14 protein-coding genes, 1 tRNA gene and 1 pseudogene are annotated in these 15512 nt (G+C 71.3%); 9 read left to right on the top strand and 7 right to left on the bottom strand.

The features are described 5' to 3' along the window. Window positions 1-70: 70 nt before the first annotated feature. Window positions 71-1222 carry an Asd/ArgC dimerization domain-containing protein gene (locus tag CFP65_RS18410; RefSeq protein ID WP_158702232.1) on the top strand — a complete coding sequence of 384 codons (1152 nt, stop codon included), beginning with the start codon at window positions 71-73 and terminating at the stop codon, window positions 1220-1222. On the opposite strand, the gene CFP65_RS18415 is transcribed toward CFP65_RS18410, so the two are convergent. Continuing rightward, complete coding sequence (locus CFP65_RS18415; protein WP_104817132.1) at window positions 1188-2093, bottom strand: LysR family transcriptional regulator; 906 nt, start codon at window positions 2091-2093, stop codon at window positions 1188-1190. The genes CFP65_RS18410 and CFP65_RS18415 overlap by 35 nt on opposite strands. Window positions 2094-2103: 10 nt before the next feature. Continuing rightward, the gene (locus CFP65_RS18420) at window positions 2104-2304 is read right to left on the bottom strand and encodes a hypothetical protein (RefSeq protein ID WP_104817133.1); all 201 of its coding nucleotides are present in this window, start codon (window positions 2302-2304) and stop codon (window positions 2104-2106) included. Between the two features lie 177 nt (window positions 2305-2481). On the opposite strand from CFP65_RS18420, the gene CFP65_RS18425 reads away from it, so the two are divergent. Next, a complete protein-coding gene (locus CFP65_RS18425) occupies window positions 2482-3477 on the top strand; it encodes a helix-turn-helix transcriptional regulator (RefSeq protein ID WP_104817134.1) in 996 nt (331 codons plus the stop codon). Window positions 3478-3643: 166 nt separating this feature from the next. After that, the gene (locus tag CFP65_RS18430) at window positions 3644-4165 is read left to right on the top strand and encodes a GNAT family N-acetyltransferase (RefSeq protein ID WP_104817135.1); all 522 of its coding nucleotides are present in this window, start codon (window positions 3644-3646) and stop codon (window positions 4163-4165) included. An 82-nt stretch (window positions 4166-4247) separates the two neighbouring features. Here CFP65_RS18430 and CFP65_RS18435 read toward each other — a convergent pair. Beyond that, window positions 4248-4318: transfer RNA gene (locus CFP65_RS18435), tRNA-Gly, on the bottom strand. A gap of 250 nt (window positions 4319-4568) precedes the next feature. On the opposite strand from CFP65_RS18435, the gene CFP65_RS18440 reads away from it, so the two are divergent. Next, window positions 4569-4727, top strand: a complete 159-nt coding sequence (locus CFP65_RS18440; RefSeq protein WP_371682432.1) for a hypothetical protein — start codon at window positions 4569-4571, stop codon at window positions 4725-4727. 73 nt (window positions 4728-4800) lie between these two features. After that, window positions 4801-5376 (top strand): dCTP deaminase, encoded by a 576-nt coding sequence (gene dcd, locus CFP65_RS18445; protein ID WP_104817137.1) that lies wholly within the window; start codon window positions 4801-4803, stop codon window positions 5374-5376. A 69-nt stretch (window positions 5377-5445) separates the two neighbouring features. Here dcd and CFP65_RS18450 read toward each other — a convergent pair whose 3' ends face one another. The 4 genes and pseudogenes from CFP65_RS18450 to CFP65_RS18465 all read right to left on the bottom strand — a co-directional run bounded on the left by CFP65_RS18450 (window position 5446) and on the right by CFP65_RS18465 (window position 10872). Continuing rightward, window positions 5446-6339, bottom strand: coding sequence for a metal-dependent hydrolase (locus CFP65_RS18450; RefSeq protein ID WP_104817138.1), 894 nt, complete (start codon window positions 6337-6339; stop codon window positions 5446-5448). Between the two features lie 64 nt (window positions 6340-6403). Next, entirely contained in the window at window positions 6404-7183 is a 780-nt protein-coding gene (locus CFP65_RS18455) for a Yip1 family protein (RefSeq protein WP_254552446.1), read from the bottom strand. Window positions 7184-7365: 182 nt separating this feature from the next. Then, a pseudogene (locus CFP65_RS18460) lies at window positions 7366-8430 on the bottom strand (sugar phosphate nucleotidyltransferase); the annotation flags it as partial. Between the two features lie 222 nt (window positions 8431-8652). Then, window positions 8653-10872 (bottom strand): (Fe-S)-binding protein, encoded by a 2220-nt coding sequence (locus CFP65_RS18465; protein ID WP_104817141.1) that lies wholly within the window; start codon window positions 10870-10872, stop codon window positions 8653-8655. A 312-nt stretch (window positions 10873-11184) separates the two neighbouring features. Between CFP65_RS18465 and dnaK the strand changes: the two genes are divergently transcribed. The 4 genes from dnaK to CFP65_RS18485 all read left to right on the top strand — a co-directional run bounded on the left by dnaK (window position 11185) and on the right by CFP65_RS18485 (window position 15380). Beyond that, window positions 11185-13020 (top strand): molecular chaperone DnaK, encoded by a 1836-nt coding sequence (gene dnaK / locus CFP65_RS18470; RefSeq protein ID WP_104817142.1) that lies wholly within the window; start codon window positions 11185-11187, stop codon window positions 13018-13020. After that, window positions 13017-13619: a nucleotide exchange factor GrpE gene (grpE, locus tag CFP65_RS18475; protein ID WP_104817143.1), complete on the top strand. Its 603-nt coding sequence runs from the start codon at window positions 13017-13019 to the stop codon at window positions 13617-13619. The genes dnaK and grpE overlap by 4 nt, the downstream gene beginning before the upstream one ends. 92 nt (window positions 13620-13711) lie before the next feature. Beyond that, window positions 13712-14857 carry a molecular chaperone DnaJ gene (dnaJ, locus tag CFP65_RS18480; RefSeq protein WP_104817144.1) on the top strand — a complete coding sequence of 382 codons (1146 nt, stop codon included), beginning with the start codon at window positions 13712-13714 and terminating at the stop codon, window positions 14855-14857. A 19-nt stretch (window positions 14858-14876) separates the two neighbouring features. After that, window positions 14877-15380, top strand: coding sequence for a heat shock protein transcriptional repressor HspR (locus CFP65_RS18485; RefSeq protein ID WP_104817145.1), 504 nt, complete (start codon window positions 14877-14879; stop codon window positions 15378-15380). The last annotated feature ends 132 nt before the right edge of the window (window positions 15381-15512 follow it).

The raw sequence follows: 15512 nt of genomic DNA on the forward strand, positions 1-15512 counted from the left end.
CCGGCATTGCCGGGCGGGCGGGCCCTCCTGGACGATGGGCGATCATCGGACCCAGTGGATCGGAGTCGCCATGGCGCCACTCGACGGCCTCGGCGCCTCCCGGCCCACCCAGGCGACCCCCCTGATCACTCAGGCTGCCTCCCGGCCCGCCCAGGCGATCCCCCGGCTCACCCGGGCGGCCCCCCGCGCCGACCAGGGCTCCCCTCGCATCGCCCTGGTCGGCGCCACCGGCGCGGTGGGCACAGCGGTGCTCGACCTGATCGCCGACCACGCCCTCCCGCACCGCGGCCTGCGCCTGCTCGCCTCCGCCCGCTCCGCCGGGCGGCCGGTCACCGTCCGGGGCGAGGACCAACTCCTGCTCGATACAGCCGAGTTCGACTTCACCACGGTCGACCTCGCACTGTTCTGCACCCCCGAGTCGGTCAGCGCCCGCTGGGTGCCGACGGCCCGCGCCGCCGGCGTCCGAGCGGTGGACGCCAGCGCCGCGTACCGGCTGGACCCGAGCACCCCCCTGCTCGGATCCGGCTCCCCCAGCACCGGCCCCACCCCCGTCGGCCTGGCTGCCACCCCCGGTGGCCTGACCGCCCTGCTGGCGCCGGTACTGGGCCCGGTCGCCCGCCGCTGGGGCCTGCGCCGAGCCGTGGTGAGCGGCTACCAATCGGCCTCGGCGCTGGGCCTGGCGGCCCCGGCGGAGCTCCAGGAGAGCACCCGAGCGGCCCTCGGTGACCCCGAGGCGGGCTCTCCCGGCGCCGAGCACCCCGGCATCCGGCCCTTCGCACTGCTCCCGGAGGAGGATGCCGACGGTCAACCCGGCCAACAGGAAGCGGCGTTGGCCGCCGAGTGCCGCCGGCTGCTCGGCCTGCCGGCCCTCGACCTGGTGGCCGACTGCATCCGGGTGCCGGTGCTCCACGGCCAGGCCGCCGCGCTCTGGCTGGACTGCGCCGAGCCGGTCGACCGAGCCGAACTCCTCGCCCTGCTCGGCGAGTTGCCCGGTGCGGCCGTCCACCACGGCACCGCCCCCGACCCGACCGCCGACGCCCCGCACGACTTGGTGCAGGTGAGCCGGGTCCGCGCGCCCGGCGACGGCACGGCCCTGCTCTGGCTGACCGGCGACCAGCTGCGGCTCACCGCACTGAACCTGCTCCGCACCGCCGGGCTGCTCCCCGCAGCCCCGCCCGCCCAGCGGCTCAGACGGCCAGATCCAGCTCGTCCTGGTCCATGAAGCGCACCGTCCAATCGATGAACGTCTGCATCTCCCGGGTGAGTTGCTTGCCCTTGCGCCAGGCGATCTGGGTGAAGACCTCGAACGGCGGGGTCCAGTCCAGCACCGAGAGCGTACGGGCGGCGACCTCGTCGGCGACCGCCATCGCGGGCAGCACGCTGACCCCGAGGCCGGCCGAGACGCCACGCTTGATCGACTCGATGTTGCCGAACTCCAGCATCGGCACGGGCGCCCGCTCGGGGCCGTTGAGCTCGGCCTCGAACAGCTCCCGGTAGGCGCAGCCCGCCTCCGGGGCGAGGATGCGCGTACCGCGCAGGTCATCGGTGGCCAGGCCCTTCGCCCCGACCAGCGCGTGCTCGGGGGCGGCCACCGCGACCAGCCGCTCCGGCCCGAGCACCTCGGTCTCGACCCCCTGGTGCCTGGTCTCGGCCTCCATCAGGAAGCCCATGTCGAACGCGCCCTGCCGCAGCGCCTCGCAGGTCTCCAGGCAGGAGCTGGGCCGCAGCGCGAGCTGCAGCCTCGGGTAACGGTGGTGGAAGAACTCCAGCACCGGCGGCATCCGGTACGAGGTGAGGCTCTCCATGGTGCCGATGGTCAGCACCCCGGAGGGCTCCGCCCACCCGACCGTGTTCGCCCGGGCCTCGTCCACCAGACCGAGGATCCGGTCGGCGTACGGGAGCAGGCGCTCGCCCTCGGGGGTGAGCCGGATCTTGCCGGGCAGCCGCTCGAAGAGCTCGACGCCGAGCGAGAGTTCCAGGCCCTTGATCTGGGCCGTCACGCTGGACTGCGCGTACTTCAGCTCCGCCGCGGCGCGGGTGAAGCTGAGCACCGTCGCGGCCCGGTGGAAGGTGGTGAGCTGCTTGATCTCCATGACCGGCCCGTCACTGCCAGCCCATGTCGGCCACCACCGGGGCGGAGGCCACCCCGCTGGTGGTCGCGGCGTCGGCGACGGCCACCGGGTGGCCGGAACCGGCCGGGGCGGCGGCGGTCGCAGCGGCACCGATCGGCAGCAGAAGAGCCCCGGTAACGCCGGCGACAACGGCAGATTTCTTGACGATCTCGACAATTCGGGCACGCAGCATGATGGTCTTCCTCGCTTTCCGGGTGGGCGGTCGCCCCCGCCGAGAACAAGGATCATCGCAGGTCAGCACGGTGTGAAGAGAGAACGGATGGCCCAAATGGGCCCTGGCCCAAATGGGCCAGTAAGTGCGCTCAGTCCGACTCCCGGATAATGGTTCGAGAACGACGGACGGGGAAGCATGCTCGAGCTACTGGGACTGGACGCCACCACCGAGGTGGTCTACCGGGCGCTGCTGAGCCACCCGCGCAGCGAGGCCGCGGCGCTGGCCGAGCAGCTGGCCCTCAGCCCGGAGACCGTCCGCAAGGCCTGGCGCACCCTGGCCGACCTCGCCCTGGTGCGGTACGAGCCCGACTCCTCCGAGCCACCCCGGCTGGTCGGCCCGGACATCGCCCTGGAGCACCTGCTGGCCCGCCGCGAGGCCGAGCTCGCCGAGCGCCAGGAGCGGCTGGCGGCCACCCGGGCCGCCGCCGCGGTGCTGCTCGCCGAGCACGCCGAGCAGCAGCCGGCCGCCGGACCGGTGACGGTGGAGCACCTGGCCGATCTGGGCCAGATCCGCGACCGGCTGAAGGCGCTCACCGACAACGTCGTCACCGAGGTGATGGCCTTCGCCCCCGGCGGGGCGCAGACCGCGGCCAACATGGCCGCCGCCCGCCCGCTCAACGAGCAGCTGCTCGGCCGGGGCGTGCAGATGCGGACGGTCTACCTGGACAGCCTCCGCAACGACTCGGCGACGGTGGCGCACGCCAAGTGGCTCACCGAGCAGGGCGGCCAGGTGCGCACGGCAGCGGTGCTGCCGCTGCGGATGACGGTGATCGACCGGGCCACGGCGGTGATCCCGGCCGATCCGGAGGACACCAGCACGGGTGCCGTGGTGATCTCCGGCCAGCCCGTCCTGGTGGCGCTCTGCGCGCTGTTCGAGACCGTCTGGGAGGAGGCCCAGCCGCTGGGCGCCGTGGGCCGCCCCGAGCGGCCCGAGCTGGACCGCCAGGAGAGCGCCGCCCTGCGGCTGCTCGCCGAGGGCCACACCGACGAGACGATCGCCAAGCGGATGGGCGTCTCGCACCGGACGGCCCGCCGGATCGCCACCGCCCTGATGGAGAAGCTCGACGCCCGGAGCCGCTTCGAGGCGGGGGTCCACGCGGCACAGCGCGGCTGGCTGCCCAAGACCGACTGACACGCTAGCCCCTCCCCCTCCACGCCGACCGGGCCCCACCGTTCCCCCCGGCACCCCCACCAGCCTGCGGCCTGCCGGGCCGGCCCACAACCACCCCCTCAGCCCCACCGAACCCCCCGATCGGCCGGGCCGATCCGCCGCCGGAGGCGGTGTTAGGGTCGCCGCCATGCTCCGACTGATCGTGCCCACCACCCGGTTGCACACCTCCTGGCTCGACGCCCGGGCCGAGTTCGCCGGGGCCCACCAGGACGGTGCGGGTCTCACCCCCGAGGACGAGGTGGACACTCCGGAGGGCTTCGCCACCTGGGTCGACCGCCTGCTCCGCCGGGGCGACACCACGCTCCCGCCCGAGGAGGGACGGGTCCACGCGACCCACCGGTGGATCGTCGAGGGCGAGACCTACCTGGGCGCGATCGACCTGCGCCACACCCTGAACGACTTCCTGCTCGAGGCCGGCGGCCACATCGGCTACAGCATCCGCCCCACGGCCCGCCGCCGCGGCCTGGCCACCTGGGCCCTGGCCCAGGCCCTCCCGCTCGCCCGCGAGCTCGGCATCGACCGCGTCCTGCTCACCTGCGACCCGGACAACGCCCCCTCGGCCCGCACCATCCGCGCCAACGGCGGCGTCCTGGAGGACGTCCGCGAGACCTCGATCGGCACCAAGTCCCGCTACTGGATCACCCTCTAGCCCGACCGGCGGCCGCTGGGCCGATCTGCCGCCGGGAACGACGGAACCCCAGGCCGACGGCCTGGGGTTCCGGTGTGCAGAGAGCGGGCGACGAGAATCGAACTCGCGCTAGAAGCTTGGGAAGCTCCTGTTCTACCATTAAACTACGCCCGCATGACGAGCCGTCAGTGACGCTCGATCTTCGCCCACTCTACCCCATCCCGCCGGGTGCTCGTGCCCATCTGGCGGGGTGCCGGGGCCGGCTCGGTCGCAAGCTCGCCGGGGTCGGCGAGCCGACCGGGAGGGGGCCCGGTGGATCCCCTAATGTGTCGCTGTTCCTGGCGGAGTGGGAAGGGGATCAATGGAGCAGCGGACGGTCGTTCGGTGTGCCGATGGGCACCTGTTCAGCACCACCAAGTTCCCGATGCAGAACCTCGGCGCGGCCCGGCTGGGCCCCGGCCGGCTGATCCGGTGCCCGCAGTGCGGGCGGCTGCGCAGCTCGGTCCGGGCCGACGTGAGCGAGCTCTCCGGGGCTCAGCTGGCCCGGGCGCTGCGGCTGGAGGCGGCCGAGTTCCTGGCCTGACGGCCGGCGATCGGCAACGGCCGTGGGTTGGACGGATTCGTGCAGCCCACGGTCATGCACGTAACCTCGAAGCGTGCTGCTCTCTGACAAGGACATCCGTACCGAGATCGACAAGGGACGGGTCAAGATCGACCCGTTCGACCCGGCCATGGTCCAGCCGTCGAGCATCGACGTCCGGCTCGACCGTTTCTTCCGGGTGTTCGAAAACCACCGGTACCCTTACATCGACCCTTCCCAGGAGCAGCCGGACCTCACCCGGCTGGTCGAGCCGGAGGGCGACGAGGCCTTCATCCTGCACCCGGGTGAGTTCGTGCTGGCCTCGACCTACGAGACCGTGACGCTGCCGGAGGACATCGCCTCCCGGCTGGAGGGCAAGTCGAGCCTGGGCCGGCTCGGCCTGCTGACGCACTCGACCGCCGGCTTCATCGACCCGGGGTTCAGCGGCCACGTCACCCTGGAGCTCTCCAACGTGGCGACCCTGCCGATCAAGCTCTTCCCGGGCATGAAGATCGGCCAGCTCTGCCTCTTCCGGCTCTCCTCGCCGTCCGAGCACCCGTACGGCTCCGAGCGGTACGGCTCCCGCTACCAGGGCCAGCGCGGCCCGACGGCCTCCCGCTCGTACCTCAACTTCCACCGCTCCGAGGTCTGAGCCTCCCCGAGCGTGCCGAAGGGCGGCGGGCCGATTCCGGCCCGCCGCCCTTCGGCATGAGCAGGGTGCTCAGGCCCGCTTCGGCCGGGTCACCGCGACCAGCTCGCTGCCGTCCTCGGAGAGCCGCAGCTCGGTGCGGAGCTCGGCCAGCTCGCCCAGGTGGTGCAGGTGGGTGCCGCCGCAGAAGATCTGCGCCGAGCCGTCCGGCAGCTCGCAGTGCCACTGGCGGCGGGCGGTCAGCTCGGGGCCGGGCACCTCGATCCGCACCGGGGCGTCGGCGGCCACCCAGGCGGCCAGCCGGGCGTTGACGTCCTCGGTGAGCGCCGGGAGCGCCTCGGCCAGGGCGGGGAAGCCCTCGCCGGCGTCCACGGTGAAGCCCTTCTTCTTCAGCGACTTGCCGATCCGGTAGGTGTCGGTGGAGGCCTCGGTGTCCATCACCGAGGTGTCCATCGCCAGGCTGTCGAAATCCGGGTGCCCGAAGGCGTCCGAGCGGCCCGGGTCCTTGCGCCAGCGCGGGGCGAGCGCGGCGTTCAGGGCCAGCGCCAGCAGGTGGCAGCCGCTGTGCGAGGCGGAGAGCAGGCCGCGCCGCTCGGCGTCCACCGCGAGCGTGGCCGTGGCGCCGACCACGGCGCCCGGGTCGGCGGCCAGCACGTGCAGCACCAGCCAGGACCACTCCTCGTCCCCGCGCCGCACCGGGATGTCGGCGCCGACCAGCGGCTCGCCGCCCTCGGGGCCCACCGCGCCGGTCAGACAGTCCACCACCGGGTGGGCGACCCCGCCCACGGTCAGCGTGCCGAGGTCGGCCGGCTGGTCGGGCCAGGTGTGGTCGAGCGGGTGGAAGGGGGTGGCCTCGGTGACCACGGCGTACCGGCCGTCGGCCAGCGGGTGGACGGCCAGCACCGGCGACTCGCCGGTCACCGCCCCGGCGGGGAAGCTGACGTGGGTGGTGGGGAGGGTGGTCATCCGGGCTGCTCCGAAACCGAGTGCGTACCTGTCGGCACCAACCCTACGGAACCCGGGCCGGGGCTCAGCCCAGCGTGGGCAGCTTGATCAACACGAGCAGCGCGAGCAGTTGGACGGCGGCCGCACCGGCGGCCTTTCCCCAGGGCAGGTCGTGGATCCGGCGCACCATCGTGGTGAGCAGCACCGCGCAGAAGATCCAGGTGGCCCAGCCCACGGCCTGCACCACCACGTTCCCGGCGGGCAGGAAGAGCGCGAGCAGCAGCCGGGGCGCGTCCGTGGTCCAGCCGATCAGCACGGCCAGCCCGATGGTCGAGCGCCAGGGGCCGTCCCCGCCGAACTGCCGGGCCAGGCCGTAGGTGACGGCCCCGAGCATCCCGCCGGCCAGGGTGAAGATCACCGCGCCGGAGAGGATCGAGACCAGCGCGGTGGAGAAGGTCGAGTTCTCGACCTCGCTCTGGGTGATGCCGATGCCCAGCACGGCGAGCGCGCCGTAGAGCAGCGAGACGGTCAGCGCGGGCAGCCACACCTGGTGCTCGCGCATCCGGTCGAAGGTCTTCGCGGGCTCCCGGTAGATCCCGGTGATCAGCGCCTTCCACGGCAGCCGCGGCCCGCCGACCCGCGGCGCGGCCTGCCCACCGGCCCGGTACACCCCGACGTTGTACGGCTCCTCGGCCCGCCCGGGCTCCTGGTAGCCCTCGTACGGCGCGCCGTGCGTCTCGTACCCGCCGTACTCCCCCGCCGGGAACGCCCTGGTGTGCCCCGGCTGCTCGGCAGCCGGGTGGTACCCGTCGTTCGGCGCGGTGAAGTACTCGGGCTCACCGCTCTCGTATCCCTGTCCACCCACACCCTGAAGGTACCCGCTGCCCGGGTCGGGCAGCGGGTGCGCAGCGGCTTGCAGCAGGGTCGTGACAGAGAGCGGGCCGCGGAGCGGCGGGCGCCTGGTCAGCGCTGGGCGGCGACCGTACGGCCGTGCACCACGGCCGCGGCCGTCTCGCCGGCCGGGCAGCCGCCGGGGCCCGCGGTGGTGCGGACGGCGCCGACCGGCAGCAGGGTGCCGCAGGCGATCCGGATGCCGGGCGGCAGCTCGTTGTCGGTCTCGACGATCGCGCCGTCGCCGATCACCGCGCCGTCCAGCGAGGTGCGGGCACCGATCACGGCGTACGCGCCGACGATCGAGTCCTTGACCACGGTGTCCGGGCCGATCACGGCGCCGGGCAGGATCACGCTGGCCTCGACGATCGCCCCGGCCTCGACCACGGCGCCCTCGGAGATCACGGTGCCGGAGCTGAGCACGGCCGCCGGGTCCACCTCGGCACCGGGCAGCAGCAGCGCCTCACCGGTCGGGCCGGGCACGGCCGGCGAGTCCACCTTGCCGAGCACCAGGTCGGCGGAGCCGCGGACGAAGGCGCCGGGGGTGCCCAGGTCCAGCCAGTACGAGGTGTCCACCACGCCGCGCAACAGCGCGCCGGTGGCGAGCAGCTCGGGGAAGGTCTCGCGCTCGACCGAGACCACCCGGCCGGCCGGGATGCGGTCGATCACCGAGCGGGTGAAGACGTAGCAGCCGGCGTTGATCTGGTCGGTGATGATCTGCTCGGGCGTCTCGGGCTTCTCCAGGAACTCCAGCACCCGGCCGGCCTCGTCGGTCGGCACCAGGCCGAAGGCGCGCGGGTCCTCGACCCGGGTCAGGTGCAGGGTCACGTCGGCCCCGGCGGCCACGTGGCTGTCCCGCAGGGCGGCGATGTCCAGGCCGGAGAGGATGTCGCCGTTGAAGACCAGCACCGGCTCGTCCGGGCCGCAGGTGAGGCCCTCGGCGGCGTTGCGGATCGCCCCGCCGGTGCCCAGCGGCTCGCGCTCGGTGAGGTAGATCAGCTCGATCCCGTACGGGCTGCCGTCCTTGAAGTGGTCCTCGAAGACCTCGGCGAGGTAGGAGGTGGCCAGCACCACCCGGGTGACCCCGGCCGCCGCGGCACGGGCCAGCTGGTGCGCGATGAACGGCACGCCCGCCACCGGCAGCATGGGCTTGGGCGTGTGGGTGGTCAGCGGACGCAGCCGTGTGCCTTGGCCACCGACCAGCATGATCGCCTGGGTCATGGTCTGGGCTTCTCCCCTTGCTCCGGAACCGCCCGCGTGCCGCGGGCGACGACCCGCACAGCCGCGAGTCTGGGCCTACTGTATTTCCTCCCGGAGCACACCCGTTCCAGACCCGGCATTCCGGACGGTTCGTCAGCGTTCCGGCATGCTGCTCCGAACACGACGGAACCCCGCCGACCAGCGGAAACCGGTCGGCGGGGCCCCTGTTGAGCCGTCCTCGGATCAGGCGTCCACGGCCTCCGGCTCGGCGGCCGGCTGGGCCTTGACCGAGTCGAGCAGCAGCTGGGCCACGTCGACCACCTTCAGGTGCTCCTTGGCCGCGCCCTCGTTCTTCTTGCCGTTGACGGAGTCGGAGAGCATCACCAGGCAGAACGGGCAGGCGGTGGAGACGATGTCCGGGTTGAGGGACAGCGCCTCGTCCACGCGCTCGGTGTTGATGCGCTTGCCGATCCGCTCCTCCATCCACATCCGGGCGCCGCCGGCGCCGCAGCAGAAGCCGCGCTCCTTGTGGCGGTGCATCTCCTGCTGGCGCAGGCCCGGCACCTTGTCCATGATCTCGCGCGGCGGGCTGTACACCTTGTTGTGGCGGCCCAGGTAGCACGGGTCGTGGTAGGTGATCAGACCCTCGACCGGGTTGACCGGCAGCAGCTTGCCCTCGTCGATCAGGTGCTGGAGCAGCTGGGTGTGGTGGATGACCTCGAAGTGCCCGCCGAGCTGCGGGTACTCGTTGGCGATGGTGTTGAAGCAGTGCGGGCAGGTGGCGACGATCCGCTTGACCGGCGCGTCCTCCAGGGCGGCGTTCAGCGTCTCGACGTTCTGCGCGCCGAGCATCTGGAACAGGAACTCGTTGCCCAGGCGGCGCGGGGAGTCACCGGTGCAGGTCTCCTCCTTGCCGAGGATGGCGAACTTGACGCCCGCCGTGTGCAGCAGCTCCGCGAAGGCCTTGGTGGTCTTCTTGGCCCGGTCCTCCAGGGCGCCGGCGCAGCCGACCCAGTAGAGGTACTCCACCTCGGCCGGGTCGATGTCCTCACCGATCACCGGCACCTCGATGCCGGTCTCCTTCTTGAGCTCCTTGACCCAGTCGAGGCGGGCCTTGGTGGCCATGCCCCACGGGTTGCCCTTGTTCTCCAGGTTCTTGAGCATCGTCCCGGCCTCGGTCGGGAAGGAGCTCTCGATCATCACCTGGTAGCGGCGCATGTCGACGATGTGGTCGATGTGCTCGATGTCCACCGGGCACTGCTCCACGCAAGCGCCGCAGGTGGTGCAGGACCACAGCACGTCGGGGTCGATGACGCCGTTCTCCTCGGCGGTGCCGATCAGCGGGCGCTCGGCCTCGGCCAGCGCAGCCGCAGGGACGTCCTTGAGCTGCTCGGCGGTGGCCTGCTCCTCGCCCTCCATGGACTTGCCGCCGCCGGCCAGCAGGTACGGCGCCTTGGCGTAGGCGTGGTCCCGCAGGCTCATGATCAGCAGCTTGGGCGAGAGCGGCTTGCCGGTGTTCCAGGCGGGGCACTGCGACTGGCAGCGGCCGCACTCGGTGCAGGTGGAGAAGTCGAGGATGCCCTTCCAGGAGAAGTGCTCGACCTGGGAGACGCCGAAGACGGCGTCGTCCGCCGGGTCCTCGAAGTCGATCGGCTCACCGGCGCTGGTCATCGGCTGCAGCGCGCCGAGCGCGACCGCGCCGTCGGCCTCACGCTTGAACCAGATGTTCGGGAAGCCCAGGAAGCGGTGCCAGGCCACGCCCATGTCGGTGTTCAGCGAGACCGTGATCATCCAGATGAAGGAGACCGAGATCTTGATGGTCGCGACCACCCAGAGCAGGTTGTGCAGGGCGCCGATGCTCATGCCGGAGAACAGCTTCACCAGCGGGTACGAGACCAGGTACGAGGCCTCGTAGTGGTCGACCCCCAGCTGGGCGCCCTCGATGCCGCGCAGGGTCAGGATCGCCGCGCCGATGATCAGGATGACCGCTTCGATGAAGTACGCGAAGCCCATGTTGGAGCCGGCGAAGCGGGACTTGCGGCCCGACTTGTTCGGCAGGCTCAGCTGGCGGATCACGATCAGCACCGCGATACCGAGGAAGGTGACGAAGCCGAGCACCTCCTGGAACACCAGGTACGGCACCCAGTCACCGACGATCGGCACCTCGAAGTCCGCGTCGAAGAGCTGGCCGAACGCGCCGACCAGGGTGAGGATCAGGGCGTAGAAGCCGACGGCGACGGCCCAGTGGGCGACGCCGACGATGCCCCACTTGTTCATCCGGGTGTGCCCGAGGAACTCCCGGATCAGGGTCACCGTGCGGGCCACCGGATCGTTGATCCGCGCGCCCTTCGGCACGGGCTGGCCCAGCCGGATGAACTTGTAGATCGACGCGATCGCACGAGCGAACAGCGCCACGCCGACCACGGTCGTGCTCAGTGAGATGAGGATCGCTGCTAGCTGCATCGGCTCTCCGCTTCCAGGGGGCTCGCGTCGGTGCTCTGTCGATAGGGGTCAGTCGAGTGTACTCATCGGTAACTTACTGCCCCGGCCGGGGCGGACACTACCGCTCGCCCATACTCCGCCAGAAGATGCGCAGGGTATGGCGGCAGTCACTAAGACCACCCGGGCTCCGCCTCCACACTCACCCACTCGGCTCAAGTCACACATAAGCGCGCAGTAAAGTTGCGCCCCCTCGACTCATAGCTGTTGACGACACACGGACCGTCGTGCATGCTTGAGCCTGTAAAGCTCAACTCTTCTGTGGAGGTATTCACGATGGCACGCGCGGTCGGCATCGACCTCGGTACGACGAACTCGGTCGTCAGCGTTCTTGAGGGTGGCGAGCCCACCGTCATCACGAACGCAGAGGGTGCGCGGACCACGCCGTCCGTCGTCGCTTTCGCGAAGAACGGCGAGGTCCTGGTCGGCGAGGTCGCCAAGCGCCAGGCGGTCACGAACGTGGACCGCACCATCCGCTCGGTCAAGCGCCACATGGGCACCGGGTGGAAGATCAACCTGGACGGCAAGGACTTCAACCCCCAGCAGATCAGCGCCTTCATCCTGCAGAAGCTGAAGCGGGATGCCGAGGCGTACCTGGGCGAGACGGTCACCGACGCCGTCATCACCGTCCCGGCCTACTTCTCCGACTCCGAGCGCCAGGCCACCAAGGAGGCCGGTGAGATCGCGGGCCTCAACGTGCTGCGCATCGTCAACGAGCCGACCGCCGCCGCCCTGGCCTACGGCCTGGACAAGGACGACCAGACCATCCTGGTCTTCGACCTCGGTGGTGGCACCTTCGACGTCTCCCTCCTGGAGATCGGCGACGGCGTCGTCGAGGTCAAGGCGACCAACGGTGACAACCACCTCGGTGGTGACGACTGGGACCAGAAGATCGTCGACCACCTGGTCAAGGTCTTCCAGGCCGGCCACGGCGTCGACCTCTCCAAGGACAAGATGGCGCTCCAGCGCCTGCGCGAGGCGGCCGAGAAGGCCAAGATCGAGCTGTCCTCCTCCTCGGAGACCTCGATCAACCTGCCCTACATCACGGCCTCGGCCGAGGGCCCGCTGCACCTGGACGAGAAGCTCACCCGGGCCCAGTTCCAGCAGCTCACCTCCGACCTGCTCGAGCGCTGCAAGGTCCCGTTCAACAACGTGATCAAGGACGCCGGCATCTCCCTCTCGGAGATCGACCACGTCGTCCTGGTCGGTGGCTCCACCCGCATGCCCGCCGTGGCCGAGCTCGTCAAGGAGCTCACCGGCGGCAAGGACGCCAACAAGGGCGTCAACCCGGACGAGGTCGTCGCCATCGGCGCCGCCCTGCAGGCCGGTGTGCTCAAGGGTGAGGTCAAGGACGTCCTGCTGCTCGACGTCACCCCGCTGTCCCTCGGCATCGAGACCAAGGGCGGCATCATGACGAAGCTCATCGAGCGCAACACCACGATCCCGACCAAGCGCTCCGAGATCTTCACCACCGCCGAGGACAACCAGCCCTCCGTGCAGATCCAGGTCTACCAGGGCGAGCGCGAGATCGCGGCGTACAACAAGAAGCTCGGCATGTTCGAGCTGACCGGCCTGCCGCCGGCCCCCCGCGGCCTGCCCCAGATCGAGGTCACCTTCGACATCGACGCCAACGGCATCATGCACGTCGGCGCGAAGGACCTCGGCACCGGCAAGGAGCAGCGGATGACCGTCACCGGTGGCTCCGCGCTGCCGAAGGACGACATCGAGCGCATGATGCGCGAGGCCGAGCAGTACGCGGAGGAGGACCACAAGCGCCGCGAGGCCGTGGAGACCCGCAACCAGGGCGAGCAGCTCGTCTACTCGACCGAGAAGTTCATCGCGGACAACGCCGACAAGCTCCCGGCCGACGTCAAGACCGAGGTCGAGACGTCGATCACCGAGCTCAAGGAGGCCCTGAAGGGCGAGGACATCGCGGCCATCCGCGAGGCGACCGAGAAGGTCTCCACCACCGCCCAGAAGCTCGGCGCGGCCCTCTACGCCAACGCCGACGCGGCCGCCCCCGCCGGTGACTCCGCCGAGGCCAAGGCCGAGGACGACGTGGTCGACGCCGAGATCGTCGACGACGAGAAGCCGAAGGGTGACAAGGCATGACGGAGAAGCCGCAGGGCGACAAGCCCGGCGACGACTCCGCCGAGGAGGCCGTCCTGAAGGCCGCCGAGGAGGCGGTCTCGGGCGGCGCCGCGGAGGAGCTCGCCGCAGCGCAGCGCGAGGTCACCGAGCGCACGGCCGACCTGCAGCGGCTCCAGGCCGAGTACCAGAACTACCGCAAGCGGGTCGAGCGCGACCGGCTGACGGTGCGCGAGATCGCGGTCTCCAACATCCTGGAGGCCCTGATCCCGGTGCTGGACGACATCGGCCGGGCCCGTGAGCACGGCGAGGTCACCGGTGGCTTCAAGTCCGTCTCCGACAACCTGGAGACGGTGGTCGCCAAGCTGGGCCTGCAGCAGTTCGGCAAGGAGGGCGAGCCCTTCGACCCGACGCTGCACGAGGCGCTGATGCACAGCTACTCCTCGGACGTCACCGAGGACACCTGTGTCCAGATCCTCCAGCCGGGCTACCGGATCGGCGAGCGGGTCATCCGCCCGGCGATGGTGGCCGTGGCCGAGCCCCAGCCGGGCGCCGCGTCCTCGGACGCGGAGAAGCCCGCCAAGCCCTCGGGCGACAAGGCTGACGGCTCCGCCGAAAGCTGACAGTCTGTGCGCTGCGGAGTCGTACGTCGTCAGGTACGACGGACGGCTCCGCAGCGGCATATCGAAATGCACTTCGGGAGGTTGTGGCAGGCATGAGTGCCAAGGACTACGTGGAGAAGGACTACTACAAGGTCCTGGGTGTGCCGAAGGACGCCACCACCGCCGAGATCAAGAAGACGTACCGGAAGCTGGCCCGCGAGTTCCACCCGGACGCCAACAAGGGTGACGCCAAGGCGGAGGACCGCTTCAAGGACATCTCCGAGGCGTACGACGTGCTCTCGGACGACAAGCGCCGCAAGGAGTACGACGAGGCCCGCAGCCTGTTCGGCTCCGGGGGCTTCCGCTCCGGCGGGCCCGGCGGCGGCGCCTCCTTCGACTTCGGCGACCTCTTCTCCGGCTCCGCCCAGGGCGGCAGCGGCGGTATCGGCGACGTGTTCGGCGGCCTGTTCAACCGCGGCGGCCGACAGGCCCAGCCGCGCCGGGGCGCGGACGTGGAGACCGAGGTCACCCTCTCCTTCGAGGAGGCCGTGGACGGCGCCACCGTGCCGCTGCGGATGACCAGCCAGGCCCCCTGCAAGGTCTGCGCCGGCACCGGCGCCAAGGCCGGCACCACCCCCCGGGTCTGCCCCACCTGCGTGGGCGCGGGCACCGTGAGCCGGGGCCAGGGCGCCTTCGCGCTCTCCGAGCCCTGCCGCGACTGCAAGGGCCGCGGCATGCTGGTCGACGACCCGTGCACCGAGTGCCACGGCAGCGGCCGGGCCTCCTCGGCCCGCACCATGCAGGTCCGCATCCCGGCCGGCGTCCAGGCCGACCAGCGCATCCGGCTCAAGGGCAAGGGCGCCCAGGGCGAGCGCGGCGGGCAGCCGGGCGACCTCTACGTCACCGTGCACGTCGACCCCCACCCGGTCTTCGGCCGCAAGGGCGACAACCTGACGGTCACCGTGCCGGTGTCCTTCCCCGAAGCCGCTCTGGGCGGCACCATCGAGGTGCCCACCCTGGCCGGCCCGTCGGTCAAGCTCCGCCTCCCGGCGGGCAGCGCCAACGGACTCACCCTCCGCGCCCGGGGCAAGGGCGCCACCCGCAAGGACGGCACCCGCGGCGACCTGCTGGTCACCGTGGAGGTCGCGGTCCCGAAGAGCGTCGAGGGCGACGCCCTGACGGCCCTGGAGCAGTATCGCGAGGCCACCGCCTCGGACGACCCACGAGCCGACCTCTTCCGGGCGGCGGAGGGAGCGTGACCAGATGATGCGTGATCCCATGAACAGCCAGGAACCGATCGGTCCGGGCCCCGGCCTCGGCGAGGGCCTGCCCGGCGGCACCCGCCGCGCCTCGGCGCCCCGGGTCACCTACCAGCTCACCGAAGAGACGCCCGTCTACGTCATCTCGGTGGCCGCCGAGCTCTCCGGCCTGCACCCCCAGACCCTCCGCCAGTACGACCGCCTCGGCCTGGTCTGCCCCGACCGCACGGCCGGCCGCGGCCGCCGCTACTCGGCCCGCGACATCCAGCAGCTGCGGGAGGTCCAGCGCCTCTCCCAGGACGAGGGCATCAACCTGGCCGGCATCAAGCGCATCATCGAGCTCGAGAACCAGGTGGCCGCCCTCCAGTCCCGGATCACCGAACTGGCCGCCACCCTCGACGCCACCGCCAGCTCCCTCCAGCAGCGCGAGGCCGCCGTCCACGCCTCCTACCGCCGCGACCTCGTCCCCTACCAGTCCGTCCAGCAGTCCAGCGCCCTGGTCGTCTGGCGGCCGAAGCGCTGAGCGGTGCGTCGCCCATGCCGCCGATACCCTTCGAACAGGGGGTGTCGGCGGCTCGGCTTTGGGTGAGAGAGTGCGACCCAGTCGTGATGACTGCGGCAAATTCAATACTCACGGTCGCCCATCGGCAGTGCC

Source organism: Kitasatospora sp. MMS16-BH015 (assembly GCF_002943525.1).
In the GTDB taxonomy this organism is placed as follows: Bacteria; Actinomycetota; Actinomycetes; order Streptomycetales; family Streptomycetaceae; genus Kitasatospora.

Excerpts from the sequence above, each read along its gene's own strand:
- CFP65_RS18465 (WP_104817141.1), bottom strand. The coding sequence starts at position 10,872 with ATGCAGCTAGCAGCGATCCTCATCTCACTGAGCACGACCGTGGTCGGC.
- CFP65_RS18420 (WP_104817133.1), bottom strand. The coding sequence starts at position 2,304 with ATGCTGCGTGCCCGAATTGTCGAGATCGTCAAGAAATCTGCCGTTGTC.
- grpE (WP_104817143.1), top strand. The coding sequence starts at position 13,017 with ATGACGGAGAAGCCGCAGGGCGACAAGCCCGGCGACGACTCCGCCGAG.
- dnaJ (WP_104817144.1), top strand. The coding sequence starts at position 13,712 with ATGAGTGCCAAGGACTACGTGGAGAAGGACTACTACAAGGTCCTGGGT.
- CFP65_RS18485 (WP_104817145.1), top strand. The coding sequence starts at position 14,877 with ATGAACAGCCAGGAACCGATCGGTCCGGGCCCCGGCCTCGGCGAGGGC.
- CFP65_RS18440 (WP_371682432.1), top strand. The coding sequence starts at position 4,569 with ATGCAGAACCTCGGCGCGGCCCGGCTGGGCCCCGGCCGGCTGATCCGG.
- CFP65_RS18425 (WP_104817134.1), top strand. The coding sequence starts at position 2,482 with ATGCTCGAGCTACTGGGACTGGACGCCACCACCGAGGTGGTCTACCGG.
- CFP65_RS18430 (WP_104817135.1), top strand. The coding sequence starts at position 3,644 with ATGCTCCGACTGATCGTGCCCACCACCCGGTTGCACACCTCCTGGCTC.
- dnaK (WP_104817142.1), top strand. The coding sequence starts at position 11,185 with ATGGCACGCGCGGTCGGCATCGACCTCGGTACGACGAACTCGGTCGTC.
- CFP65_RS18450 (WP_104817138.1), bottom strand. The coding sequence starts at position 6,339 with ATGACCACCCTCCCCACCACCCACGTCAGCTTCCCCGCCGGGGCGGTG.
- CFP65_RS18415 (WP_104817132.1), bottom strand. The coding sequence starts at position 2,093 with ATGGAGATCAAGCAGCTCACCACCTTCCACCGGGCCGCGACGGTGCTC.
- CFP65_RS18410 (WP_158702232.1), top strand. The coding sequence starts at position 71 with ATGGCGCCACTCGACGGCCTCGGCGCCTCCCGGCCCACCCAGGCGACC.